Source organism: Solidesulfovibrio magneticus RS-1 (assembly GCF_000010665.1).
Classification (GTDB): domain Bacteria; phylum Desulfobacterota; class Desulfovibrionia; order Desulfovibrionales; family Desulfovibrionaceae; genus Solidesulfovibrio; species Solidesulfovibrio magneticus.
In genome coordinates this window covers 14251-37783 of record NC_012797.1, presented here as the reverse complement: position 1 = coordinate 37783, position 23533 = coordinate 14251, and the positions used below count along the sequence as shown (strand labels likewise).

Annotated in this window: 24 protein-coding genes; 3 read left to right on the top strand and 21 right to left on the bottom strand. The window is 57.9% G+C overall.

Translation table 11 applies throughout. The features are described 5' to 3' along the window. Nucleotides 1-38: 38 nt before the first annotated feature. The 16 genes from DMR_RS22040 to DMR_RS24070 form a co-directional block, all read right to left on the bottom strand. A complete protein-coding gene (locus tag DMR_RS22040) occupies nucleotides 39-590 on the bottom strand; it encodes a hypothetical protein (protein WP_043602391.1) in 552 nt (183 codons plus the stop codon). Continuing rightward, entirely contained in the window at nucleotides 577-2292 is a 1716-nt protein-coding gene (locus DMR_RS22035) for a hypothetical protein (protein WP_012750639.1), read from the bottom strand. The genes DMR_RS22040 and DMR_RS22035 overlap by 14 nt, the downstream gene beginning before the upstream one ends. 84 nt (nucleotides 2293-2376) lie before the next feature. Further along, nucleotides 2377-3903 (bottom strand): ArnT family glycosyltransferase, encoded by a 1527-nt coding sequence (locus tag DMR_RS22030; protein ID WP_043602388.1) that lies wholly within the window; start codon nucleotides 3901-3903, stop codon nucleotides 2377-2379. Nucleotides 3904-3932: 29 nt separating this feature from the next. After that, nucleotides 3933-4433, bottom strand: coding sequence for a hypothetical protein (locus DMR_RS22025; protein ID WP_012750637.1), 501 nt, complete (start codon nucleotides 4431-4433; stop codon nucleotides 3933-3935). Between the two features lie 30 nt (nucleotides 4434-4463). Further along, complete coding sequence (locus DMR_RS22020; protein ID WP_012750636.1) at nucleotides 4464-5195, bottom strand: nucleotidyltransferase family protein; 732 nt, start codon at nucleotides 5193-5195, stop codon at nucleotides 4464-4466. Beyond that, on the bottom strand, nucleotides 5182-6123 hold the full coding sequence (locus tag DMR_RS22015) for an NAD-dependent epimerase/dehydratase family protein (RefSeq protein ID WP_012750635.1): 942 nt from the start codon (nucleotides 6121-6123) through the stop codon (nucleotides 5182-5184). The genes DMR_RS22020 and DMR_RS22015 overlap by 14 nt, the downstream gene beginning before the upstream one ends. A gap of 36 nt (nucleotides 6124-6159) precedes the next feature. Continuing rightward, nucleotides 6160-7365, bottom strand: a complete 1206-nt coding sequence (locus tag DMR_RS22010; RefSeq protein WP_148208558.1) for a DegT/DnrJ/EryC1/StrS family aminotransferase — start codon at nucleotides 7363-7365, stop codon at nucleotides 6160-6162. 23 nt (nucleotides 7366-7388) lie between these two features. Beyond that, complete coding sequence (locus DMR_RS22005) at nucleotides 7389-8318, bottom strand: GDP-L-fucose synthase family protein (protein WP_012750633.1); 930 nt, start codon at nucleotides 8316-8318, stop codon at nucleotides 7389-7391. 27 nt (nucleotides 8319-8345) lie between these two features. Beyond that, nucleotides 8346-9395 carry an alpha-ketoacid dehydrogenase subunit beta gene (locus DMR_RS22000; RefSeq protein ID WP_012750632.1) on the bottom strand — a complete coding sequence of 350 codons (1050 nt, stop codon included), beginning with the start codon at nucleotides 9393-9395 and terminating at the stop codon, nucleotides 8346-8348. A gap of 5 nt (nucleotides 9396-9400) precedes the next feature. Then, a complete protein-coding gene (locus tag DMR_RS21995) occupies nucleotides 9401-10369 on the bottom strand; it encodes a thiamine pyrophosphate-dependent dehydrogenase E1 component subunit alpha (RefSeq protein WP_043602384.1) in 969 nt (322 codons plus the stop codon). After that, complete coding sequence (locus DMR_RS21990; RefSeq protein WP_012750630.1) at nucleotides 10366-11448, bottom strand: kinase; 1083 nt, start codon at nucleotides 11446-11448, stop codon at nucleotides 10366-10368. The genes DMR_RS21995 and DMR_RS21990 overlap by 4 nt, the downstream gene beginning before the upstream one ends. Nucleotides 11449-11460: 12 nt before the next feature. Beyond that, entirely contained in the window at nucleotides 11461-11940 is a 480-nt protein-coding gene (locus tag DMR_RS21985; RefSeq protein WP_012750629.1) for an NUDIX domain-containing protein, read from the bottom strand. Beyond that, nucleotides 11937-13442: a B12-binding domain-containing radical SAM protein gene (locus DMR_RS21980; RefSeq protein WP_012750628.1), complete on the bottom strand. Its 1506-nt coding sequence runs from the start codon at nucleotides 13440-13442 to the stop codon at nucleotides 11937-11939. Before DMR_RS21980 ends, DMR_RS21985 begins: the two co-directional genes overlap by 4 nt. Next, the gene (locus DMR_RS21975; protein ID WP_012750627.1) at nucleotides 13439-14470 is read right to left on the bottom strand and encodes a glycosyltransferase family 2 protein; all 1032 of its coding nucleotides are present in this window, start codon (nucleotides 14468-14470) and stop codon (nucleotides 13439-13441) included. The genes DMR_RS21980 and DMR_RS21975 overlap by 4 nt, the downstream gene beginning before the upstream one ends. 80 nt (nucleotides 14471-14550) lie before the next feature. Further along, the gene (locus DMR_RS21970; protein ID WP_012750626.1) at nucleotides 14551-15270 is read right to left on the bottom strand and encodes a glycosyltransferase family 2 protein; all 720 of its coding nucleotides are present in this window, start codon (nucleotides 15268-15270) and stop codon (nucleotides 14551-14553) included. Nucleotides 15271-15347: 77 nt separating this feature from the next. After that, nucleotides 15348-15830 carry a TVP38/TMEM64 family protein gene (locus DMR_RS24070; protein ID WP_148208557.1) on the bottom strand — a complete coding sequence of 161 codons (483 nt, stop codon included), beginning with the start codon at nucleotides 15828-15830 and terminating at the stop codon, nucleotides 15348-15350. A gap of 320 nt (nucleotides 15831-16150) precedes the next feature. On the opposite strand from DMR_RS24070, the gene tnpA (DMR_RS21965) reads away from it, so the two are divergent. Further along, complete coding sequence (gene tnpA / locus DMR_RS21965) at nucleotides 16151-16492, top strand: IS66 family insertion sequence element accessory protein TnpA (protein WP_043602382.1); 342 nt, start codon at nucleotides 16151-16153, stop codon at nucleotides 16490-16492. Here tnpA (DMR_RS21965) and DMR_RS25860 read toward each other — a convergent pair. The 4 genes from DMR_RS25860 to tnpA (DMR_RS21945) form a co-directional block, all read right to left on the bottom strand. Next, nucleotides 16486-17346 carry a transposase gene (locus DMR_RS25860; protein ID WP_407636348.1) on the bottom strand — a complete coding sequence of 287 codons (861 nt, stop codon included), beginning with the start codon at nucleotides 17344-17346 and terminating at the stop codon, nucleotides 16486-16488. The genes tnpA (DMR_RS21965) and DMR_RS25860 overlap by 7 nt on opposite strands. Nucleotides 17347-17387: 41 nt before the next feature. Next, nucleotides 17388-18902 (bottom strand): IS66 family transposase, encoded by a 1515-nt coding sequence (gene tnpC, locus DMR_RS21955; RefSeq protein ID WP_232502949.1) that lies wholly within the window; start codon nucleotides 18900-18902, stop codon nucleotides 17388-17390. A gap of 106 nt (nucleotides 18903-19008) precedes the next feature. Continuing rightward, nucleotides 19009-19359 carry an IS66 family insertion sequence element accessory protein TnpB gene (tnpB, locus tag DMR_RS21950; RefSeq protein ID WP_268741137.1) on the bottom strand — a complete coding sequence of 117 codons (351 nt, stop codon included), beginning with the start codon at nucleotides 19357-19359 and terminating at the stop codon, nucleotides 19009-19011. Continuing rightward, the gene (gene tnpA / locus DMR_RS21945) at nucleotides 19359-19709 is read right to left on the bottom strand and encodes an IS66 family insertion sequence element accessory protein TnpA (RefSeq protein ID WP_012750621.1); all 351 of its coding nucleotides are present in this window, start codon (nucleotides 19707-19709) and stop codon (nucleotides 19359-19361) included. The genes tnpB and tnpA (DMR_RS21945) overlap by 1 nt, the downstream gene beginning before the upstream one ends. 93 nt (nucleotides 19710-19802) lie before the next feature. Here tnpA (DMR_RS21945) and DMR_RS22715 point away from each other — a divergent pair, with 93 nt between their 5' ends. Both DMR_RS22715 and DMR_RS22710 read left to right on the top strand, forming a co-directional pair. Continuing rightward, the gene (locus DMR_RS22715) at nucleotides 19803-20066 is read left to right on the top strand and encodes a hypothetical protein (RefSeq protein WP_052279082.1); all 264 of its coding nucleotides are present in this window, start codon (nucleotides 19803-19805) and stop codon (nucleotides 20064-20066) included. 18 nt (nucleotides 20067-20084) lie between these two features. Beyond that, on the top strand, nucleotides 20085-20552 hold the full coding sequence (locus tag DMR_RS22710) for a transposase (RefSeq protein ID WP_012750619.1): 468 nt from the start codon (nucleotides 20085-20087) through the stop codon (nucleotides 20550-20552). A 315-nt stretch (nucleotides 20553-20867) separates the two neighbouring features. On the opposite strand, the gene DMR_RS24060 is transcribed toward DMR_RS22710, so the two are convergent. Further along, entirely contained in the window at nucleotides 20868-23375 is a 2508-nt protein-coding gene (locus tag DMR_RS24060) for a hypothetical protein (RefSeq protein ID WP_148208556.1), read from the bottom strand. Nucleotides 23376-23533: the final 158 nt, after the last annotated feature.

Below are 23533 nucleotides of genomic sequence, written 5' to 3'. Positions count from 1 at the left end.
TCGGCCGCTGCAGGGCGGCGTTCATGTCGGCGTCCGCTTTAGGGCGCGCCGAGTATGGCCAACCGGGAAAAACGCACGGCAAAGCGCCGGGAGTCCCCGGCGGAGCAGACTTGGTGGCCGTGGTTCCAATCGGTGTAGCGCAGGGCCACGGTGTTATAGCCGCGACGGATCGGAAACCGCAGGCGCATTTCTTGTCCCGGCGTCTCGCCCGGCGGCAGGGCCTGCGGGCCGGAAAGCGTCCCAACGGTTTTGCCGTTTGCCAAAACGGCTAGTGCCTGGTCGGGGACGCAGGGGCTTGACACCGCCAGGACCACGACGCCCTGGCCGGCGAAGGGCGCGATGAAGCCGATCTGGGACATGGGTCCCATGCCCCAACGGTAAGGCCGGGGATCGCCCAGGCCTTCCAGATCGCCGAAGCCGCACAAGGTGACGCCGGGGGCCAGGGCGACGTTGGCCGTCAGTTCGATGGGCAGGGGCACGGCGCGAAGGGCCTGGTCGCGACGCCATAGAGCGAACAGGACAAGCAGGACCAGTAGGCCGCCGGCAAGGAGCAGGCGCGGGCCGCGTTGGGTGGGGTTATTGGACGGCATAGAGGGCCTGGGCGCAGTTGGAGCCGACAAGTGGCAGGGACAGCCGCCAGTCGGCCGGGACAAGGATATCGGTAAAGCCGAAGCGCCGGCCGAGCTCCCGCCAGTCCTCGGTACTCCTGGCTTCCCATAAAGCGCGGTGGTCGGCCAGGGAGCTGCGGCGAGGTCCTGGCGACGTGGCGAGGATGTCCTGGCCGTAGACGCTAAGGGCTAGGCGGCGCATGCCGGGCAGCAGGTCCGGGAAGTAGGAGGCCAGATCCAGGCCGCCGGGATAAAAGATCACGGGCCGAGCAATGTTCCATTGGGGATAGAGTAGGCCGGCGGCGGGCAACAAGGGGCCGGGCCTGTTCTGGCACAGGGCGTAGAAGGAATCGTTGGAGGCGTCGTGGAAGCGGGCCTTTATGGCGTAGGCCTCGTAATAGCCCTCCACGGCCAGGAACAGGGCCAGGGCCAGGGCTGCGGCCGGACTGCAACAACGGCCAAGGCCGTCGAGGAGGCGCTGCACCGGATTTACCTGGGACGACAGCCGGTCAGGCCGGAAAATGAAAATCAAGGAAAGGCAAAGGGCCGCCGTTGCCGCCATGCCGCGCAGGAGGTCGCTGGAGCCGGCCGCCCACACAGCGACGAGGCAAAGGCCGGCCAGGGCGTTTTCCCGGAGACCGGCGGCCGGCCGGGTGGTCAGCGCGAAAAAGAGCGGCATGGCCAGGATGATGGCCAAGTTAAAAAAGCGCGGGGCCATCAGCATCTGCAAGGGTAGGAACTCCGGGAACAGGGGAGCCGCCGCCGTCAGGGCCGCCGCCGTTCCAAGGCCGGCCAGCAAACATTTGCCGAGAACCGCGCCGCTTGGCGGCAACAGCTTCCGGACCAGGGCCAGGCACAGCCCGGCCACGGTGAACACGAAGAAGATGACGTCCAGGGCCAAGGGTTCAAAGCGCAGACGGTGGACGTCGTGAGCGCGCAAGAACAATTGGTAGTCGCCCATGTCGATGGGGCCGGCCGGGGCGAAGGCCGCGCCGCCAAGGCGGCGTTGCAGGGCGTAGCTGGCGGCGCTCAGGATCAACCCCAGGGCCAGGGGCGGCAGATCCCGGCGCAGATGCGATCTGGCTTCGGCGTCAAGCAGGCTCCCCAGGCCGAGCATGCCCAGACAGAACGCGCCCCAGGTCGGATGCACGGCCGGGGCCAGGCCGGCCAGCCCCCAGGCCGCGCGCCGTCGTCCGACGCCGAACACTCCAAGGACGAGCAGCACGTAGGAAAAGCCGATAATGCCGAAGATGTGGGGTGTGCGCATCAGGTCAATGGGGTAGCTGAAGCCGATGCCCTTGAGTTCATAGAGATAGATGAACACTGGCGCCACAACGGCGGCAGGGCCTGCGCCGCCCAAGGCCAAGACCAGGGCGCTCAAGGCGGCGAAGGACAGCGCGCCGGTCAGCCCCCCGATAATCATGGCCACGCTTGGGCCGTCGAAGCCCAGGGCCAGCAGGCCGGCGGTCAATTGGTTGATCAGGGCCCATAACCGGAAAAGATACACGTTCCAGGCGCTTTCGGCGACAAAGGGGATGCGGCCGGCCAAGGCCTGGCCGTTTTCCAGGCTCACGGGCCACGTGGCGGCGGCCAGGCCGCAGGCGGCCCCGATCAGGGCGGCCATGACCACGGGCGTCCAGAAGGGACAGGGGGCGTCGAGGGAGCTTGCTTTCGAGACGGTCACGGCGTCGCTCCCGAAAGTCCCGGCCTGGACAGGCGGCCCAGGCTCGGCAGGTCGGAACCACGGCCCTGGCGGCCTTGGCCGCCGCTATGGGCAAGTCGGAAGAATGTCATACCCTGTGGAGTGAACCGAGACGACCGAGCCAAGGAAGGCCTCGTACCGGGTGCGTTCGGAAGCGTCTTCAATCACTTTGAATCTTGAGGCAAAGGCTTTCACGACGCCCGTTTCGGGCGACAGGCCGGACACCAGGTAAAAGCCGCCCAGGCGCAGGGGATTAAAGGGCACGCCGTGCAGGATGACGCCGCAATTCCTGGTCGGCCCGGCGGCCTGCAAGGCCTGGTAATAGGGGGCGTATTCCTTGGTGTAATGGTCGATGTCGAGGGATTTGGAATGGATGAAATCAAACAGGCCCGGCGCATGAATGATGGCGACGCAGACAACGGCGGCCGCTAGCGCATTGGGCCGGCAAAGATAGTTACAAATGGCGTTGGCAGCAAAAATCGACAATATTACGAAATTTGTGAACCAGTAGTGGGCGCTTATGCGAAAAATCAGGACCGGAACGGAGCTGCAAAGGATAAGCAGCAGCACAAGGTCGTACTTTCCATTGCGCAGTCTCAGGCCGTATCCGAGGGCGGCTACGGCGAACAAGGCAATCTCTGTGGCTAGAAGCGGAAACGTCTCGCCGTTGTCCTGGACGGACAGGGTGGCCAGCGCCGTCACGAACGCCAGTTGGTGCGCAGTTTTTTCAACAAGGGTCTGGAAGTAGGTCGCGGGCTTGGCCATATCGAAGGCCGCGTAAGTCTTGACGTCGCTGTTGGACCAGGAATGCTCCTTGATGGCCCCGCGCCAGCCCTCGGCCCATTTACCGAACTCGATATGCTGCGAGCCCAGGGCGATGGTGCCGAGAAAGGCAGCGAGAAATGCGACGATGAGCCGTTTCCTGGCGATTTTTGGGGCCATGGCGAGCTGGACCACCATGATCGCCGGCAAGGCGTAGAGGTAGTGCACCTTGGTCAGCCAGGTAAGTCCGCAGAAAAAGCCTCCCCAGGCCGCCTGCTTGGTCCGGGCCGGATTATCGGCCGCCTGGCGGCACAACAGCAGCGTCAGCACAAAAAACACCGTCATCAGGGATTCCGGCGAGATCTTGATGAAATACCACAAGACGGCATACGAGGTCATGTAGAGTCCGGCCGCCGCCAGACCGACCCGTGGGCCAAGGCCCAGGACAAGGGTCAGGCGATAAACGAGGTAGCCGGTCAAGGCATGGGTCAGGGCCATGAAGAGACGGGCCAGTGCGTTGACCGTCTCCCAGTGGTAGGCCGCGAAATCCACGAAATCCTGGGTGGGAAAGTCCTTGCCCAGGAAGTAATAGGCCTTGACGACGCCATACAGAGCGTACTGGAGCGTCAGGCCCGGCGTGCCAAGGTAGAACTGGGGGTAGCGGGCGTCGAACAGGTGTACGGCCGAAGGCAAATAGACCCCGTCCGGGTCCTCATTGCCGCCGAGCATCGTGGCCTGGGCGGTTCTCGTCTGCCATATGCCGACCGGGCAGCGGCTGGCCAGATGCCAGGCAAAGAGCCCGTAGGCCAGGAGCAACAACAAGGCCGTCACGCGCCCTCGGTGCGTCAAACAGCAAGACATCATAGTGGCTCAAGGCGCAATTGCGTCAGCGTAAACGAGAGGCTTCTGTCGTCGGCCAACACGCGCGTCGGATGATTGTTGTAGAAATTTGACTGAAATTCTATAATGTTGACGCCCCTTTTGAAATCAACATCTAGGGCCAGAGTGGTTTGGTCCGGTCCGTCTTGGGCTTCGGCTTTGGTAAGGCAATACACGGCGACCCCATTGACGAACAGGGCGATGATCTGGCCGGCAAAAGGAGAACGCAGGCCGATATGGAGACGGACTTTTCCGGATTTGCCCCAAAAGCATTTTGTCGCTGCCGTCGGTCCCAGCGCCCAGCAATACCTGCCATGGGCGTCCTGCTCCGGCGACGTGATGCCGTCCGAGATAAAAAAGCACTGTTGCTCGGCAAAATAATCGACCGGCCGGCAGTAGGCGTTGGTCTGTGGCAGCCACAGCCAGGCGAGGATGACGACGGCCGCCAGCCCCAGGGCGACGTATTTCGCGGGAAGCGCCATGTTGGGCGACCTTCAGCGCGCTTTGTCGGCCTACGGCCCGACTGCGGCGAAAAACGCCTCGGCCGCAGCATAGGATTCCGGGGTGCCGATGTCCAGGAACGCGCCGGACAGGGGGATGGCCCGCAGGCCGCGTCCGATGAGTCCCGGAAAAACTTCGCGCTCCAGGGAGACGGGCCGGTCGGCCGGAAGGGCTTCAAGGGTCTGGCGGGTGAACCGGTAGACGCCGGCGTTGATGTGGCCCGGGCCGGACAGCCCTTTTTCGGTAAAAGCGGTCACCGCGCCGTCTTCCTGGAACAGCAGCCTGCCGAAACGGGTGGTGTCGGCCAAGGCGGCGGCGGCCATGAGGCAAGGGGGCGCATCGGCCAGGGGGGCGACCAGGGGGGAAAGATCCGCATCAAGGTAGGAATCGCCGTTAAGGACCAGCGCCGCCTCGCCGTCGAGGCTGGGCAGGGCCAGGCGCAGCGCGCCGCCGGTGTCCAGGGGCGTCTGTTCCCGGGAGTGGACCAGATCCATGCCTTCCTGGGCGTCGCCCAGCGCTTCCCAAACGGCGTCGGCCAGATAGCCCGTGGCCAGGACCACCCGGCGGATGCCGAGCCGGGCCAGGGCCCGCAACTGGTAGGCGATGAAAGGCCGGCCGGCGATAGGAGCCAATACCTTGGGCAAAGCGGGCAGGGCCGCGCGTAAACGCGTTCCCTGCCCGCCGCACAGGACAATGGCTTCGCGGACCGGCCCGCCAGCAAGGCCGCTGTTAGACGTTGGCATACCGATTGGGCTTGAGGATACGGTAGCCGATGAGCAGTTCGCGGATGCCCCGGTCGAGGTCGAAATCGGGACGCCAGCCCAGAGCCTCGATCTTGTCGTTGCTCACGATGTAATCGCGCTTGTCCGGGTCTTCGCCGACGGCGGCGGAGTGGATGTAGAAGTCCGGAATGTGTTCCTTGATCTTCTCGCACAGCTGGCGCTTGGTCAGGTTGGCGGTGCTCAGCCCCACGTTGTAAGCTTGGCCCTTCATGATGTCGTACTTTTCCAGGGCCATGAGGAAGGCCTTGGCCACGTCGCGCACGTGGATGTAGTTGCGGCGGAAATGCTCTTCAAAAAGGATGATGAAGCGGTCCTTGAAGGCCCGGTAGGTGAAGTCGTTGACGAGCAGGTCCATGCGCATGCGCGGGCTCATGCCGAACACGGTGGCCAGGCGGAAGCTGACGGCGTTGCCCTTGTCCAGGAAGGCCTTTTCGATCTCCACTTTGCACAGGCCGTATTCGGAGATGGGGCGCAACGGGGATTCTTCGGTGCAGTAGGCGTCTTTTTCGCCGATGCCGTAGCCGCTGTTGGTGGTGGGGAAGACCACGCGCTGGGAGGGGCTCAGGATCTTGATCAGATGCAGGTAAGCATCGTGGTTGACCATGGTGGTCAGGGACGGATTGAGCTTGCAGGCCGGCGCGCCCACGATGGCGGCCAGGGGAATGACGACGTCGAACTTGGGAACCAGGGACTCCATGAGGGCGGTATCGGCGATGTTGCCCTTGATGAAGTCGAAGCCGTCGTAGTGGCAGCAGTCGAGCAGGGAATCCTGGCCGAACAGCAGCGAGTCAAGGACGGTGACCTTGTAGCCCTGGGCCAGCAGGGCCGGGACCATGACGGAACCGAGGTAGCCGGCCCCGCCGGTGACGAGAATGCTTTGCTTTTCCATGGTGTTTCCGTGTGTTCGTGTTTGCCGCGCCGGCCTTTAGGACTGGCGCTCGGTGAGGAACTTGTCCAGGACGTGGAGGAAATACTCCATTTCGGCGATGCCGAGATCATGGTGGCAGCCGATGTGGAAACCGTTGTGCCCCATGTATTCGGCCACCGGAAATTCGCCGAGTTGGTGGCCGAGGTAGGCGAAGCCGGGGCACTGGGTGGGCATGGAGGCGAAAAGGGTGCGGGTCTCGACGCCGTTTTGTTCCAGGTACGAAGCCAGCTCGTCGCGGGTAAAGGAGGCGGCTTCGTTGACCACCACGGGAATGGCGTGGGGGCCGATCTTCTCCCAGGACTCCTCGGTGATGGTGGAGAGGAAGGGGGCGAAGCGCTCGAACCGGTCCAGGACGTATTTGAGGTTGGCGTGCCGGGTGGCCACGATGTCTTCGTAGACGTCGATGTTGGCTAGGCCCACGGCGGCTTCCAGTTCGTTCATTTTGCAGGAATAGCCCACCCGGGGGAAAGTGAAGCGGATGTCCTGGCCGTCGCGGAAACGTTTGGCGCAGTAGCTCTGAGTGGTGGAGAGCACGCAGGACGGGCAGGAGCAGCCCCGTCCGTGGGAGCGCAGGGAAATGAGGATCTCGGCGTGCTCTTCGCTGCGGCACGTGATGATGCCGCCCTCGATGGTGGAAATGATGTGGGCGACGTACAGACTAAAGGCCCCGAGATGGCCGATGGCCCCTGCCGGCTTGCCTTTGTAAAGCATGCCGTGGGCTTCGGCGGCGTCTTCCACCACGGTGAGATTGTAGCGGGCGGCGATGTCCATGATGGGGTCCATGTCCGCCGGCTTGCCCATGAGGTGCACAGGCATGATGGCCTTGGTGCGTTCGGTGATGGCCGCTTCGATCTTGGAGACGTCGATGTTAAGGGTCTTGCGGTCGATGTCCACGAACTTCGGGGTCAGCCGGGCGTGGAGCACGGCGTTGCCGGTGGCCACAAACGACAGGGCCGGAATGATGACTTCGCTTTCCGGGGTGGCCCCAAAGTCGTGCAGCAAGGCCAGGGCCAGGGCGTCAGCGTCGGTGCCCGTGGCCACGGCTACGGCGTGGGGCATGCCGAGCAGCTTGGCAAAGCCTTCTTCGAACTGGCGGACCATACGGCCGCAGGACACCCGCTTGATCTCGAGGGCCTCGTTGATGAGTTCCTTGGCCCGGGGGGGGATGGAAATGGTGCCGAAGGGCACTTTCATTTTGGACATGGCGTTCCTCTGGGCGTGGGCGGTCAGGCGGACTGACCGCAAAACCATTGGTAGGTATGGCGCAGGGCCGTTTTGAAGTCATGGGCCGGCGACCAGCCCAGGGCCAGCAGTTTCGAGGCGTCCAGGCGCTTTTGCATCATGCCGTCGGGCTTGTCGACAGCAAAGCGCAGCGCGCCCTGGTAGCCGACGACTTCCCCGGCCATGGCCGCCAGTTCGGCGATGGAGAGATCCTCGCCGCCGGCGATGTTGATGGGCGCCTCGTCGCTGTAGCCGTCCATGACGGCCAGACAGGCCGAGGCCACGTCGTCGACGTACAGGAATTCGCGCCGAGGACGTCCCGTGCCCCAGACCACGACCTCGGGATCGCCGTTGTGCTTGGCGGCGTGGAAACGGCTGAGCAGCGCCCCGACCACGTGGGAGTTTTCGGGGCTGAAGTCGTCGCCGGGGCCGAAGTAATTGGTGGGAATGGCCGTGACGTAGTCCAGGCCGTATTCCTGGCGGTAGGCCTTGGCCAGGGCCATGCCGGCCAGCTTGGCCTGGGCGTAGGCCTCGTTGGTGGGCTCCAGCGGGCCGGTCATGAGGTGCTCCTCGGCCATGGGCTGTGGGCAGACCTTGGGATAGCAGCAGGAGCTGGCCAGATTAACCAGCTTTTTCACTCCGTGGCGGCGGGCCGCGTCCATAACGTGGGTGGCCAGAAGCAGGTTGTCCAGCCCCAGGGTGGCCGGATGGGCGCGGTTGTAGCCGATGCCCCCGGCCTTGCCGCCGGCGATGAAGACATATTCGGGGTGGAAGTCGGCGAAAAACCGCTCCACGGCGGCCTGATCGGCGTAATCGGGTTCGTTGTCGCCGGCTCCGGCCACCTGGCTGACGCCGGATGCGGCCAGGGCGCGCCGGATGGCCCGGCAAACGGCCTTGCCGCCGCCGGCGATGAACACGCGGGCGTCGTTGTGCATGGCTCCATCCTTTCCGGGGCTGGACGGCTAGGCCCGGGCCACGCGCCGCACAGCGTCCTTGATCTGGTCCTTGCCCACGTAATAGGCGGCCTCCAGGGTGTAGCCGGCCGGGGTGGGCAGATCGGGGCTGGCCACCCGGGCCACCGGGGCCTTCAGCGAGGCGAAGCCCTTTTCCGCGGCCAGGGCGGCCACTTCGGCCGTGACGCCGCCGGTTTTCCAGCCGGTGTCGGCCACCACCAGACGGCCGGTGCGGGCCAGAGAGCCGAGGATGAGCTCCTCGTCCAGGGGGCGGATGCTGCGCGGGTCGATGACCTCGACCTCGATGCCGTCCTCGCGAGCCAGTTCCTCGGCCGCCATGTAGGCGTCGGCGACCAGATGGGAAAAGGCGGCTACGGTGACGTCACGGCCCGGGCGTCGGACGATGCCCTTGCCGAGGGGCACGAGATAGGGATCTTCGGGCACGATGCCCTTGTTTTTGAAATTGAAGCGGTGGTCGATGATAACTACGGGATTGTCGTCCTTGATGGCGGCCAACATGAGGCCCTTGGCGTCGTGACAGGTGGAGGGCATGACGAGCTTGAGGCCGGGGATATGCTGGAAGATGCCTTGTAAGGCCTGGGAATGCTGGGCCGCCGACCCCCAGCCCCGGCCGATGCAGGCCCAGATGACCAGGGGGACGCTCGGAGCCGCGCCACCGAACATGAAACGCCATTTGGCGGCGTGGTTGGCCAGTTGGTCCAGGGCCAGGAACAGGAAATCGGGGCGGTTGTGCATGTAGACGGGCCGCATGCCGGCCAGGGCCGCGCCCACGGCCACGCCGGTCAGGGCCGTTTCGGCCAGGGGCGTGTCAAAGACGCGTTCGTTTCCGAATTCCAGGTGCAGGCCGCGGGAAGCGCCGAACATGCCGCTGGGGTCGTCGACGCCTTGGCCCATGACGAAGACGCGTTCGTCGAGACTGAGCGCCTGTGCCAAGGCTTCACGGGTGGCGGCGGCGTAGGTGACGCGGCGCCCGTCCAGGCCGTTGTCACGGCCGTAATCGGGCTCGTCCATATCCGGTTTGATCTGTGACCAGGGCATGTGCGTTACTCGCTGAAAAGATGCTTGTGGAGGTCGCCGTCGTGGGGCAGCGGGCTTTGGGCCGCAAAGTCGAAGGCCTCGGTGATTTCCGCCGCGATCGTCGCTTCCATGGCCGCTTCGGTGGGCTCGTCCAGGATGCCTCGGGAGGCAAGCTTGGCCCGGTACAGGGCCACCGGGCATTTATCGGACCATGCGTCGATTTCGCAGGCGTCGCGATAGCCGGAAGGCTCCTGGGCCTTGCAGCCGGCGTGTCCCATGATGCGGTAGGTGTCGCACACCAAAAGCGACGGGCCGGCACCCGATCGGCCCCGGGCCACGGCCGCCCGGGCGGTCTCGTGGACGATCTCGGCGTCGTTGCCGTCCAGACGGGCGGTAAAGAGCCGGTCTGGATCGGCCCCGCGCAGGAAGACGTTGTCACCGGTCTGGCGCGAGTCGCGTGGGGAGCATACGGCCCAGCGGTTGTCCTCCAGGACGAAAATCACGGACAGACGCTTGAGCATGGCGAAGTTGAGGCTTTCGTACAGCACGCCCTCGTCGGCCGCGCCGTCGCCGAAAAAGACCACGCTGACCTGGCTGGTGCGACGCATCCGCATAGCCAGACCTATGCCCGTGCCAATGGGGATGCCGCCGCCTACGATGGAGGAGCTGCCGAGGTGTCCTGCCGCGACGTCGACCAGATGCATGGAGCCGCCGAAGCCGCCAGAGCAGCCCGTGGCCTTGCAGTGCAACTCGGCGATCATGGCCTTGAGGTCACCGCCCTTGGCCAGATAGTGGCCGTGGCCGCGGTGGTTGCTCTGAATGGAGTCGTCGGGTTCAAGAGCCAGGCAGATACCGGCGGCGATGGCTTCCTGACCGATGCACAGATGCACCGGAGTCTTCATGGCGTCTTGCAGATACAAGGACTCGATCCGTTCCTGAACGCGCCGGATGCGCAGCATGGAACGGTACAGGGCGAGCATCGTCTCGCTTTTCACGACAAGCCTCCCCCCGACTTCAGGGTTCCAAGTTCCCGCAGACACTGGATTTCGCGCCTGGAGCGTTCGTCCTCGATATGGCGGAAATCGTCCACGGCGGGATCGTAAAAAATGATCTGGCTGCCGTCGGCAGCAATGTGAAACGGCACGTGCAGCAGTTCGCCCAGGGCGTTTCGTACGCGCTTTTGTGCTGAGGGTGGCACAAAGAGCAGCATGAAGCCGCCGCCGCCGGCCCCGGCGATCTTGCCTCCGATGGCCCCGTTATCCTTGGCCCGGGCCATAAGGTTGTCTACCACGTCGTTACTGACCTTGCAGCTCAGGCGACGCTTGGCCTGCCAGGCGGCGTCGAGGAGCTCGCCGAAACGGCAGATGCATCGGGTGCTTTGCAGGATGTCCACCCCTTCGTCGACCATGGCGCTCATGCGGTGCAGCAGGGCTTCCTTCTGGCAGATGTCTTCGACGTAGCTTTTGGCGACGTCGGAGGCCGTGCGCATGATGCCGGTGTAAAAGAGCATGAGGTGGTCGGAGAGTTCCTGGCGGCGATCCCGGGTGAGGGTCACGGGCCGGACCTCGATATCCCCGCTGGGATGAAAGACGATGTGGTTGAGGCCGCCGCAGGCGGCGGCGGTCTGATCCTGGGACCCGACGGTCTCTTTGATCATTTCCTGCTCAATATAAATGCTCTCCTCGACGAGTTGGCGCTTGCTGCGCATGACGCCCTTGAGAGCGTAGAGGGCGTTGAGCAGACCCACGGTGAAGGTGGAGCTCGACCCCATGCCGCTGCGGGCCGGCAGGTCGCCGTCGTGGTGAATTTCCAGGCCCCGGTCGAAATTCAAGTGCCGGAGGACCTCGCGCACGGCGGGATGGCGGATATCGTCAATATTGGAAACCGATTCGATCTTTGAATACACAACGCGAATCTTGTGCTCAAAAAAAGGCGGAAGATAGCGCAGGGTGATGTAGCAATATTTGTCGATGGTCGTAGAAAGGACTTGGCCGCCATGGACCTTGTACCAGCCAGGATAATCCGTACCGCCGCCAAAAAAGGAGATGCGATAAGGCGTTCTGCTGATTATCATGAGGGTTCCTCTTTAGCGGAGCACGTTGTTGCATCCCAGAAGGAAGTCCGTCAGGGGCCGTCTGGCCGGCGGCACGATGTCGTCAGGCAAATCCACTGGATCGAAAAAGCACAGTTCAAGGCTTTCCTGGCTGGAGCGTAACTCGCCGGAGGCGATGCGGGCTGTAACCAAAACGTCCACGAGGTGGCGCTCGTCGCCATTGTCGGGATAGATCACTATGCGGCCCGCTGGCTCGGAATAGACGCCGAGCAGGCCGGTGAGTTCAAGGCGGAGTCCTGTTTCCTCGAAGGCCTCGCGCATGGCTGCCTCGGCCACGCTCTCCCCTGGATCCACGGCCCCTCCTGGCAGGCCCCACCAGCCGCAGTCGCTCCGGCGTTCCAGCAGAAGCCGGCCAGCCTCGTCAAGGATAATAACGCCTACGCCAAGACGCACCGTGGTTTGCTCGGTGGGGCGGCGCGGAGCATACATCGTCGGGGGCGCAAGCGCCCTCACGACGCGGCCTCGTCGGTTCTGAAGCCGCCGTAGGGCTCGGCGAAATCGCGCCGCAGGGACTTGGCCGACATTTTCATGACGTGCCGCACCGTGGGTAGGCCGAAGGTGCGCCGGATCATGTCGAGATAGCGCGGGTTGCGATAGTAGGCGTCAAAGGCATAATCCCGGAAGGCAAGGACCTGGCCGCCCGTAAGATAGTTGGTGGGCAGCGGCCGACATTCCGGCGCGTACTGGGAATAGCCTCGCCAAGTCTCAGGCAGCGGCCAGTCTTTGGCCAGGGCCTGCTCGTACAATTTCGAGCCGGGAAAGGCCATGGCGGAATAAATGTTGGCCCACTCGGCGTTGATTTCCTGCATACGGGCGAGAGTTTCCTGCATGCTGTCGTAGTCGTCCTCGGGGAGGCCGAAAATGAAGTTCGCGCAAATGTAAATGCCAGCCCGGCGGGTCAAGTCCACCACGGCGTCCACCTTGGCGGGATCGTAGCCCTTGGCGTTGGCCGCGAGCACACGGCGGCTGGCCGTCTCGAAACCATAGGCGAGCCAGTTGACGCCGGCCCGTTTCATGGACTCGATCATCGGCGGGGTGACGGTGTTGACCCGGGCATAGGCCCAGATGTTAAGATCGTAGCCTCGCTCGGCGATGGCGTCGCACAGCTCGACCACCCGCTTCTCGTTGATAGCAAACATCTCGTCGAGGATCTTGATGTTGCGCACGCCATGCGTGGAGACCAACCAGTCAATTTCCTGCAGCACGGAGGCCGTGGAACGCGTCCGTAAGCCGGGCCGGCCAAACAACGCGTTGATGCAGCAGAATGTGCAATGATACGGGCAGCCTAGGCTGGTGGAGAGGACAGCGTAAGGCTGACGCCGGGTAATGTCGTTAAAACAATGCCAATTGTGCGCCCGGTAACGGTCCATAGGCAAGAGGTCCCAGGCCGGCATGGGCAGGGCGTCCAAATCAGCAAACACTGCGGGGCGTACACCGGGCACAACGCTGCCGTCCGAGGCCAACCGCCACAGTCCGTCGATGGCCGGGATTTCGCTGGAGCCGGCCAAGGCTTCGAGCAAGGGTGGCAAGGTATAAAACCCCTCGCCTTGACAGACGAAATCCGGTTTCTCCTCAAGGAGTGTCTTTTCAGGTAGGGCGCTGGGATGCAATCCCGAGAGCATGGTGGCCGTGTCCGGGGAAAGTTCCTTGACCCGAGCAAGCAGCGCGCCGGCACCTTGCATGTTCATGGTGGAAGCCGAGGGATTGGTGCCCGAGGCCACAAGCACCGCCAAACGGGGCTCGGCCTCGGCCAGGGCGGCGGCAGCCTGCTCGTGGGTCCAGCCTTCGGCCTCGGCGTCAAACAGAGCCACGGAGAACCCTTTCCCCCGCAGATACGCAGCTAGGAGCGCCGCCCAAAAAGGCGGCTCAATGGCCGTCAGTTCGAAATCGGACAGGTCGCCGTAAAGCAGCTTCTGACTTCCTGGCTTGAGAAGCACGATATCGATTCGTGTCATGCAATGTCCCGTCTGCGACGCCCATGATCAGTAGGCTTCGCGCGATTATCTTTAGCGTCAACGCGGTTAATAATGTAGCGCGGCCGTCGTCGAGATTCAAGATAGATGATGTTAATATAGAGGCCTATGAAGCCGATCATGAGCAGTTGAACGCCGCCAATCAGGAGTATCGCTGCCATAAGTGCCGGCCAACCAGGGACGTACCAGCCCAAGACCTTCTGGACAAGCACGACAAGAATATAGAGTAGGGCCATAAACGAGACGGAAAAACCTAGAAAAAGGCAAAGTTTAAGGGGCGCGTCAGAAAAAGAGATGAGCGCACGGTCGAAATAGCCCCAAATAACCTTTCGGCTCAAGACGGGGCATTTTGTTTTGGCGGCGCCGTCGAGGCGAGGCTCCCTGTCATAGTAAACGGGAATCTGCTTGAACCCCACCCAACTCACCAAGGCGCGAAGATAGGGCTTGACCTCGCCAAGGTGCAACAACTCGTCCACCACACGCCGTGACAGCAACTTAAAGTCTCCGGAATCCACGGGAAGTGCAATGCTCGAAATGCTGTTGATAAGTCGGTAACCCCATTTGGTGATCAACAGTTTGAGCGGATGTTCCCCGGCTCGGCTTCTTCGGGTGGTATAGACAACCTCCACCTCGGGATCAGCATGCCAGGCATCAAGCAGACGCGGAATGACCTCGGGAGGGTCTTGGAGATCAGCATCCATATAGACCACCAGTTCGCCCTTCGCCTGCTCCATACCGGCCAACACACATTCGGATACACCGAAGTTTCGGGACATGGTCACGATGACGACATCATCGTGGATTCGGTATTCTTCGTTAAGTACAGCGGCTGAATTATCCGTGGAGGCATCATCTACGAAAATCAGTTCATATCCGCGCACCGATTCACGCGCGATCTCCTCACGAAACACCGCTCGGAGACGCCGGAGCAATTCAGGCAATACGCATTCTTCATTGTAAAATGACAGCACGACGGAAACGTAAGGCAAAGTAGGTCGTTTAGTGATCATGATATTTTATAATTACCCCTACGTCGTGTCGCAACCGGTTGTCGAACACGACTCCACCCGCATGGGGAGGCCAATATCGTTCACTTGGAAGAGCGAGGTTTCCAGAACCAAAGTTCACGCCAAAACTGAAAATAATACGCTGCTCCCCAGCGAAAAATCTGCAATTTGCGCTCGCCGCCAAGGCGTTCCGGTTCTCCGGCGGCCACCTCACAGATTTTCATTTTGGCTTTTGCTGCCCGCACTGCCATCAACGGTTCCCAACTGATTACTGTTTTAAACAATTTTTCGGGGAGGAGATAGCAGTCTTCCTGTTCTAGTTGCAAGTCATATACGAGCTGTTTCGTGAAGGCCCGGTAAATAACCATGCAATCGGTGTAGCTGGCGTGGTGCAGAAGGTTGACCGTCCGCGTGAACAACCAATTTCCAAAGCCTGTAACTAGATCGTCGTCGCTACTGGTGGCGTCGTCCAAATAGCGACTGCCGATGACTAGATCATACCCATGAGTCATTTTTTCGAGAATCAGTGGGATAACCGTAGGTTCGCAATTACCGTCGGGACTGAGTGTAAGGATAACATCACCAGTAATGTGTGACATGACTTCCAGATAGGCGAAGCGGATACCCTTTCGTTTTTGGACATAGACCTCGTAGCCATTCTCACGGCACCATTCGATGGTTCCGTCAGTTGATCCGCCGTCAACGACAATGAGTTGATTGTACCACGCAGGGTCAATCTGCGGCAAAATTGCTTTTACACCGACGATTTCATTCAAAGTCAAGGCTAAAATTGTTACCGTCACGATATTTCTCCGCCCTCACGCTGAAAAGTGTTTTTGTCATCCAGCGTACAACAAAAAAAATGTTACCGCAGCCGAAATCAAAAGGATACTGCGCCAAAGTGCGGCTGATGAGCCTTGCAAAGAAGAGGATAGGTTTCTAGCCCGATCCAGACAACGATGGTACTGGGCGGGGTGGAGAATACTGCTGTGAAAAAAAGGTATGCGCATGGATCGACGGCGGTAAGGCCAAGAAAATAATTCAACGGGCCGGTGGGAATGGCAGGATTGACTCGCAAAAATGCGACGCACTGCCAACTGTTCTTAGCTAAATCCCGTTGGGTACGATCTACGAGGGCATTGGCGAAATATTTTTCCAGGATGTCGCCAAATGCGTACCTGGTGACAAAAAAGGCGATAAAACTGCCTAGCGATGCACCGAACGCCGAGAGCAGGCCGCCCCCCCCCCAGTGGAAACCTCCGGCTAAGTTAAGCGTGAGCGTCGGCACCATCGCTAAAACCAAACCAGCATAAAGCACCAGAAAAATTCGAGTATAGAGACGATTGGGGGCGGGGTAGACCATTGTTGCAGCAGTTGGATTCCCAGAAGGTACTGTTAGCGTAAATAGCAAAGGATGCCAATGGCTAGAAAAATTACGCCGAGAATTACAATTATTCGTAGCCACATGACAGCGTACATCTTTATAAATGACCAAGCCAGCCCGTCTAAATTAAAAGGGTAGAGTTTATAGGGCTAAAAGTCCAGCGAAATCACGGAGGCCCGGAAGATTTATTGCCGTTGTAGGTGTCTACCAGCATGGAATATTGGTAAGCGCAAATTCCGCCCCTTCTACCGAGTTCCCATTGTATCTGGCATTATTGCCCCAAGCAAGGAGGGGCGAGGATGGCGGAGAGCTACAGGAAGCGTCGAACGCCAACGGCGAAGCTGACGTACTGGCGGGAGCAGGTGGCCGCGTGGCGTGAAAGCGGGTTGAGTCGGACGGCGTATTGCCGTCGCGCGGGCGTTTCGGCAAGCTCCTTGGGACATTGGGTGCGTCGACTTGCCCGTGAGCAGGGCAACCGGGATGCCGTGCCGGTCGTCGTGGCCGTCGCCCCGCAGCAACTGGCCTCCGCCTTGCTCGACGTTCGTCCTGGCCGTGTTCCCCTGCGCCTGCACGTGGGCGAACGATTCCAGGTGGATATCGCCGAAGATTGGTTCTTCGACGTTTCAAATGGAATTCATTGAGCAAGGAAGTCGGCGATTGGGGCTGCGATCAGGTAGATCATGGTTATGAAGTTCGTGACGTTTCGGTAGCCTCTGGCCCTGGCGCGAACGGCCTGGAAGAGACCGTTTAGGCCTTCGAGGCGAGCGTTGGTGTGCCAGGAGCACCAACGGAAGAGGATGCGGTCACGGTGCTTCTTGTATGTCTTCAAGGCCTTGGCGACTGGTTTGAGCAGAGGCTCGCCAGCGATCAACTCACTGGCATAGTTCAGAAAGTTTGTAGATCTCCATTTTGCCGCTTGGCTTGTTTCGGCTCGTCGAATCCATCGCAGCTGCTCTTTGACACGATAAGCGATGCCTGTGGCAAATGCTTCGCTCTCAAGCTCCTGCAATGCTTCAACTTGAGTCTGAGTCTTATCCAAGCTCGCCAAAGTTTTATCGCTTGGGAGTCCAGACGCCTTGCGAAGACGCTCGATGCGACTTTGCCGTCTTTCCTCCAGTTCAAATTCAGCCAGATACTGCAAAAAACGTTGGTGACTCCAACCCTGGTTTTCGGCCATGGCTGTCGTTTCAACGTCACCGTTCTGCTCCTTCTCACCGACGGCGATCGTTCTGGGTATCATTCCAAAATGATTCATTATATCCAAATATTCTGCATTGAAGTCCCGCTTCCCGCTGGTCAGGTCATGGGTGGCCGCCGTGGAGTTGTCCGTTTGATGGAACTTTGGCGCATGGCCCAATCGGAATAACGCTTCCTGGACGCCTCGTTTCAGCGCCGCAAGCGACTCGGAGTGGCAAGCCACCGATGCAGAAGAAGACAAGCGTTTCGGTGATGACTCGGGCGATGGCCTCCCCAAGGTAGCAACGTAAGCGCTCAATAAGGCGCGTCTTGTCAGGGCGAGCAGGAAGCGGCAGAAGCTCAGGCAGGGATGATCAGGGAGCAGGGATCGAGATGTTGGGGCAGGAGGGCCTTGCGTTGGGCATGAGTTGTTGCCGCCGGCAAGTGCTCGAAGAGGTGGCGCAGATAACGGTATGGCTCCAGCCCGTTGGCCTTGGCCGTTTCGATGAGGGAGTAGATGGCGGCCGAGGCGTCGGCTCCGCGTGGGTGACCTGAGAACAGCCAGTTTTTGCGGCCCACGGCAAAGGGACGGATGGCGTTCTCGGCCAGATTGTTATCCGGCCGCAGCCGGCCGTCTTCCAGGTAGACGACCAACCGCTCCCACTGTTTGATGGCATAGCCAATGGCCTTGCCAAGCAGACTCTTAGGCGGCGTGCTGGCGACGCGGGCATCGAGCAGCGCCTTGAGCTTGTCCAGGATCGGCCTGGACTTTTCCGCCCGCAGGGCGGTGATCTGCTCCGGCTTGAGCCTTTGCTTTTCGGCTTGGCGCTCCACGTCGTAGAGCTTGCCGATCAGGTCCAGGGCTGCATGGGCCGTACCGCCCTTGCCCTTCTTGCCGGCAGTCTTCTCGACTTCGACGAATTTACGCCGGACATGGGCCATGCAGCCGAGGTGGCGCAGACCTTCCCGTTCGCCCAGAGCCTCGTAGCCGCTGTAGCCGTCGGTCTGCAGATAGCCTTTGAAGTCGCCCAGAATTTCCGCAGCCACGTTGCCGGCCCGGCTCGGATGATAGCGAAAGAGCACGACCAGTTTTCCCGGTGTTCCGCCCCGGGCGACCCACATAAATGATTTCGTGGTGTTGGCCCGGCCTGGTTCGGCAAGCACCTGGACCGTGGTCTCGTCCATGTTGACGATGGGCCCGGAACGAATTTCAGCGATGATCATGTCGATGAGCGGCTCGCAGGCCTTGGCCACGCGGATCATCCAGCCAGCCAGGGTTCCCCGAGAGATGTCCAGCCCCAGGCGAGCGAACTGATCCTCCTGGCGGTACAGGGGCAGCGCGTCGGCATACTTGGCCACGGCGACATGGGCCAAAAGGCCCGGGGTGACGATACCTTGGATGATAATCTGGGGCGGCATGGACACGGTTTTCACCGTCGGTCCGTCGGCTTCCACGCCCTCGCAGGCCCGGCAGGCGTATTTTGGCCGGATGTGGCGGATGACCTGGATTTTGGCCGGCACGATGTCGAGCTTTTCGCTGACTTCCTCACCGATGCAGACCAGCTCAGCGCCGCAGGGGCAGACCTTCTCCGATTCCGGCAGGTCGTGGCTGATCTCCACCCGGGGCAGATCCGCAGGGATGGGGCGACGGCCGCGTTTGCGGCGGGTGCTCGCCGGGGCGCAGGCCTCCTCGAAGGTCTGCGGTTTCTGCTCCTCCACGGCCTGCTCGGCCTCATCGAACAGGGAAAGCTGCTGCTCTTGGCCGGTGCGGGGCTTTTTCTCGGACTTCGGGCCGTAGATGATCAGGTTCAGGAGCCGAAGGCGCTGCTCAAGCTGGGCAACATGTTGCTGCTGGTCAGCTTGGCTGGCGGCCATGTCGACAATGAGAGCTTTCAGTACGGCAGGGTCGTCAGGAAGGGAATTGATGTCCACGGCCCGAACAATCTCTCATTATTATTCAATTTAATCAAGGCAATACTGCCTAAAAGAGCGTCGAATACTCCAGGCGGGAGTGTCCCGTCACGGCTAGGGGATCGAGACCATCAAGCAGCCAGGCCAGTTGCCGGGAGTCAATGGCAAGCACCTCCGCCTCGCGGGTTGGCCAGCGAAATACATGCCGCTCCAGACGCTTGTGCCACAGACAAAAGCCGTTGCGATCCCAGTAGAGCAGCTTGATGATCGTCCGGCTGCGGTTGCAAAAGCCGAAAAGGTGACCGGCGAACGGATCGAGTTGCAGCTGCCGTGAAACCAGGATGGACAGCCCGTCGATAGACTTACGCATGTCTGTGGCTCCCAGAGCCAAATAAACCCGGATGCCGCTTACCGGCGACATCATAGCCGTGTCAGCGTGCGGACAAGCTTTTCCAGCACCGGCGCGGCGAAGTCGCCTCTAATCTCGATGCGAAAGCCGTCACCTACATGTACCAGCAGCGGCTCAGATGCGGTTGCCATGTCTGCTTGGGCCGACGCGAGCAGCGGCACGGGGACGATGGTCACGAAAGACGCGACGCCCACGTCGTCCGTTGCCCCTAAACGCTTCCGCCAATAGCTCAGGGAACTCTGAGAAAGACCATGCCGCCGGCAGTATGCTCCTTGGCTCAGGCCGCTCTTGTGCCAAGCCGCAATATGTTCAGTCCAACATGCCGCCTTCTCGGAACATCCCTCTGCTGCTGATGTGGCCATGGTCGTCCTCCTGTGGGATAAACCATGACAGAAAGCTCAAGCGGCGTAAGAAGGGCCTGATTGACCGGTTACGTAGCAACAGCGAAGGAGCGCTTGGCGCTGATTCGCAAGGCCAAAGCCGAACTTGAGGCCCAGGCCCAGGAACGGACCAAGGAGCAGGAAGCCGCTCAGAAGGCTCGCGAACGTGAGGAGCAGAAGACGGGTAAAAACAAGCGGGGACCTAAACCCAAGGCCATCAATCAGGAAGTCGACAGCGAGGCCAAGGCCAATCTGACCGACCCTGAAAGCCGGATAATGAAGACGCGCAAGGGGTTCATCCAGGGGTACAACGCCCAGACCGTGGTGAGCCAGGACTAAGTCATCATTGCCTGCGACGTGGTTAGTGAATGCAATGATTTTGGACAGTTGAAACCAATGGTTGAGTTGGCCGAGGCAAATCTTTACGAGATCGGGGAAGAGCCGGATAAGATTCTGGCCGATGCTGGTTATTGCAGCCAAGCCAACCTAGAATACATGGATCAGCCTGGTTCTGCCGACCCTTATATTGCCGTGAAGAAGGATCATAAGCAGCGCTGTGAGAATGTCGCGGCTCCCCGAGGGCGCATCCCCAAAGACATGAGCCTGAAGGAGCGAATGGAACGAAAGCTTAGGACTAAGGTCGGGAAAGCATTGTACCGACTTCGAGGTCAAATCGCAGAAGCTCCTTATGGTCAAATAAAGGACTGTCGTAATCTGGCAAAATTTCTGCTTCGTGGTCTTGAAAAAGTAGGTGGTGAATTTGATCTATGGTGCTTAACGCACAATATCCTCAAGCTCTATAGACATAGCTTGGTGGTCACCTAGGGCAAAAGAAGAGATTATATCGGAAACAATCGTCTGCTACCAGCAATATGAGCGCAGACGCCGGATAAGAGAGTATGTCGGTTGAAAATCGTTTCAACCCAGTGAAGGATGGCACTTTGCCCGATTAGCGCTGAAAATCTTCGTGGGACAGGCTCCTAACCTCGTAAAAACTCCCGTCCCTGGACAAGGATGGCAATTTGCTCGGTTGGCCACCGAAAATCTTCGTGGGACAGCCTCTAAGAAGGGGTTCTTTTGAAGATTACAAATTTTTGGCGTCGCTGCACAAAATTCTTTGTATAAAACTGCTTATGATGACTACGTCTCATTACAAGCTACAGATTTTTTCAAAATCAAAAATAAAAGAAAAATAAATAGCAGCTCTTCAAATACGCTCGTCACGTCGCAATCAACAAAATATACACAAAAACTGGAAACACATAGCAACAAAACAATAAAAAGCAGAATGAATTTAAATTTGTATTTAGTTGAAACAAGCAAAATGACCCCAAACCTGACAAAGTCCTTGCACAAGTAAAATAAATATAATACCCAAAAAAAAGACATTGCGAACCAAATAAAATGAATTATGTCCATGTTTGGGGCATTGAAATTAAAAGAAACAACATTAACTCCTGGATCAAGAGCAACAGCTTTAAAAGCAATGTTTGCCTGATAAATTTTTGCAGGATGGCCGTTGACATCTGCTTTCCACCATGGATGCCAACCATCCGCATAGTAAAGATAGGTATTTTTGGGCACAGACGAAGAACATTGGATGACAATATTATTTGCAGAAAATTTAAGGATCTCGTAGTCGATATCAATTCTTCTCATGTGGTCATCTGCCAAAGTTTCACTTTTGTCTTTTGAAAAAAGAAACAAGCCCTCGCCGCTAAATCTTTTTTCTTGAAGTTTTTTAGAGACATCTTCAAGTGAATAAAGAAATAACGGGTTCTGATAGAATTGAATTCTGTCAACAATTGAAGCCCCTATTACTCGCAACAAGGGGGGGGTTTCCGCCAATAATGCGTACAATGTTTTGCCACTGTCTTTTTCTTTTTTAGAAAAATAAAGTTTATAAAAATCATACAATGATTTAGAATAGTGTACTATTTTTAGATCCTTATTAATTAGTTCGCTTTGCAAGAATAATTCACTTATCCATTGTTTTTTGCTAGAGTTTAACGGAATAGTCTCAAAAATTTCTTTTCTTAATTTTTCTTTGTCACCGAGAGGTAGCAAAGGAGCCCCTCCCTCCCCCATCCACCATTGGCGAACAAAAAAAGGACTCTCAAGCCTAAAAGCACTATTTAAATGTTTCTCAGGTATGAAAGTGAACTTTTTGTATTGATTCACTCTATAGCCACAAGAGTCAAGGCAAAAAACAAAAAGTGTCAATAGTATATATAATTGTTTGTTTTTTGGCTGGCTTGTTAAAACCATATAAACCAAAAAAAGAGTACACATACAAAATACAACACCCTCAATTATTAATGGCGATACCTTCAATACGTTTAGTAAGTTGTGACAAATATAGTGTTCAGACGTCCATATGCTAGCGAATTCTTTGGCGAGACCAAAAATATTTTGACATGACCAATTATCAAGCAACTCTGGGGTTAAATTTATAATAATACAAATATTTATAACCAGCGAAACAATGCCAACACAAATAAGCTTTATACGACAAGCGGTTTTGTTGATTGACAAACGATTAAAAAGCAATCCGTCAATACCAATTCCTGCAAGAATCAATATAAAAACTTTGTTTAGGATATTAATTAGCGACAGGTGTCTATACATACTCATGAATGGCCACAAATAGTACAAAACAGTAGATACACATGCTCCAAGACTTGTCAAAAAAATAAATATGGTCACGGAAGAGAACAGCAAAGCACTTCGAGACGGTTTTGACTTAAAAGCAAAAAAGAAACCAATAATTGGGAGATATCCAAAATAGAATGTCCAGTCAAGACTAAATGATGTCCTCACAAAGGCTGCAAGATAATCACTAAGATGAAAGGCATTACCCCAAGTTAAATATTCATGAAGACTGACACTCGCATCAGAGCCATCACGGGAGGGGACAGCCGTCCAGTGCATGCCTAATTTTGATGTTTTGTAAACCAAAATCAGCAACAAAACGACCCCAACAGTTGCAGCAAATAGCCGCCAGTTCACCTTAACGAGACTAAAAAAACAAAAAAACTCATTCTTGTATAAGAAAGCATAGAGAATGAAGTAAACTGTAATAATAAGCGTGAATACTACAATAAAATAAGGAAGGTTTCCTTGCGTCTGCAACGCTATTAGACTAAACAAAAGAAACAGATATCGGTATTTTGCTGTTTCAAGAAAACAATGCCCGACATACAAAGACAAGGGCAGCGCCAGCAAGAAGGAGAAGTTAAACCAGTATTGTGTGGCCCAAACAGATGAATTGAGCAGAGATATTGTAACGATGAAAATAGTGATTGGCGATTTGAGGAAACGTCTACAAAGTAGCCAACTGCCAACGATAAGGATGATCTCTTGAAAAAGAATGCCCGTATTAAAAATGACTCTAAAATCAATATTCTTTAACAGAGGTGCAATGAATAATAGTATATTAGTTACAAACCCACCCTGGGTTGCGTACCACATCGAACCTTCTGTGCCGAGACCAAGGTGAGGAAGCCATTGAGGTATTTCTCCGAAATATGCCGCATTTCCTAAGAAGTAATATTGCAAAGAAAAATACTGCCAAGTGTCATGTCCAATACATATCCTCCCAGAAAAGGTAAGCCACAAATTAAAAGCTACGGCGTAAAAAAACGTCACTATGAACAGCAAACTTTCCAATAAGTCGTGACGTCTAAGTAGCCGGCAGAATGGCTCTTTACCATTCAAATTTATCTGTTGTATCATAAAGCAAATGGTAGATTCCGTTTTAGGTTAAAAGCTTGACCTTGCTTGAACTTGACAATTTGAATACGTGG

Bases quoted from the DNA above. Each gene is read 5' to 3' on its own strand.
- tnpA (WP_012750621.1), bottom strand. From the start codon at position 19,709: ATGGCCACATCAGCAGCAGAGGGATGTTCCGAGAAGGCGGCATGTTGG.
- DMR_RS22015 (WP_012750635.1), bottom strand. From the start codon at position 6,123: ATGGAAAAGCAAAGCATTCTCGTCACCGGCGGGGCCGGCTACCTCGGT.
- DMR_RS22020 (WP_012750636.1), bottom strand. From the start codon at position 5,195: ATGCCAACGTCTAACAGCGGCCTTGCTGGCGGGCCGGTCCGCGAAGCC.
- DMR_RS22040 (WP_043602391.1), bottom strand. From the start codon at position 590: ATGCCGTCCAATAACCCCACCCAACGCGGCCCGCGCCTGCTCCTTGCC.
- DMR_RS22000 (WP_012750632.1), bottom strand. From the start codon at position 9,395: ATGCCCTGGTCACAGATCAAACCGGATATGGACGAGCCCGATTACGGC.
- DMR_RS24070 (WP_148208557.1), bottom strand. From the start codon at position 15,830: ATGGTCTACCCCGCCCCCAATCGTCTCTATACTCGAATTTTTCTGGTG.
- tnpA (WP_043602382.1), top strand. From the start codon at position 16,151: ATGGCGGAGAGCTACAGGAAGCGTCGAACGCCAACGGCGAAGCTGACG.
- DMR_RS22025 (WP_012750637.1), bottom strand. From the start codon at position 4,433: ATGGCGCTTCCCGCGAAATACGTCGCCCTGGGGCTGGCGGCCGTCGTC.
- DMR_RS21975 (WP_012750627.1), bottom strand. From the start codon at position 14,470: ATGATCACTAAACGACCTACTTTGCCTTACGTTTCCGTCGTGCTGTCA.
- DMR_RS21990 (WP_012750630.1), bottom strand. From the start codon at position 11,448: ATGATAATCAGCAGAACGCCTTATCGCATCTCCTTTTTTGGCGGCGGT.
- DMR_RS21980 (WP_012750628.1), bottom strand. From the start codon at position 13,442: ATGACACGAATCGATATCGTGCTTCTCAAGCCAGGAAGTCAGAAGCTG.
- tnpB (WP_268741137.1), bottom strand. From the start codon at position 19,359: ATGTCGCCGGTAAGCGGCATCCGGGTTTATTTGGCTCTGGGAGCCACA.
- DMR_RS22005 (WP_012750633.1), bottom strand. From the start codon at position 8,318: ATGCACAACGACGCCCGCGTGTTCATCGCCGGCGGCGGCAAGGCCGTT.
- DMR_RS22010 (WP_148208558.1), bottom strand. From the start codon at position 7,365: ATGTCCAAAATGAAAGTGCCCTTCGGCACCATTTCCATCCCCCCCCGG.
- tnpC (WP_232502949.1), bottom strand. From the start codon at position 18,902: ATGGCCGCCAGCCAAGCTGACCAGCAGCAACATGTTGCCCAGCTTGAG.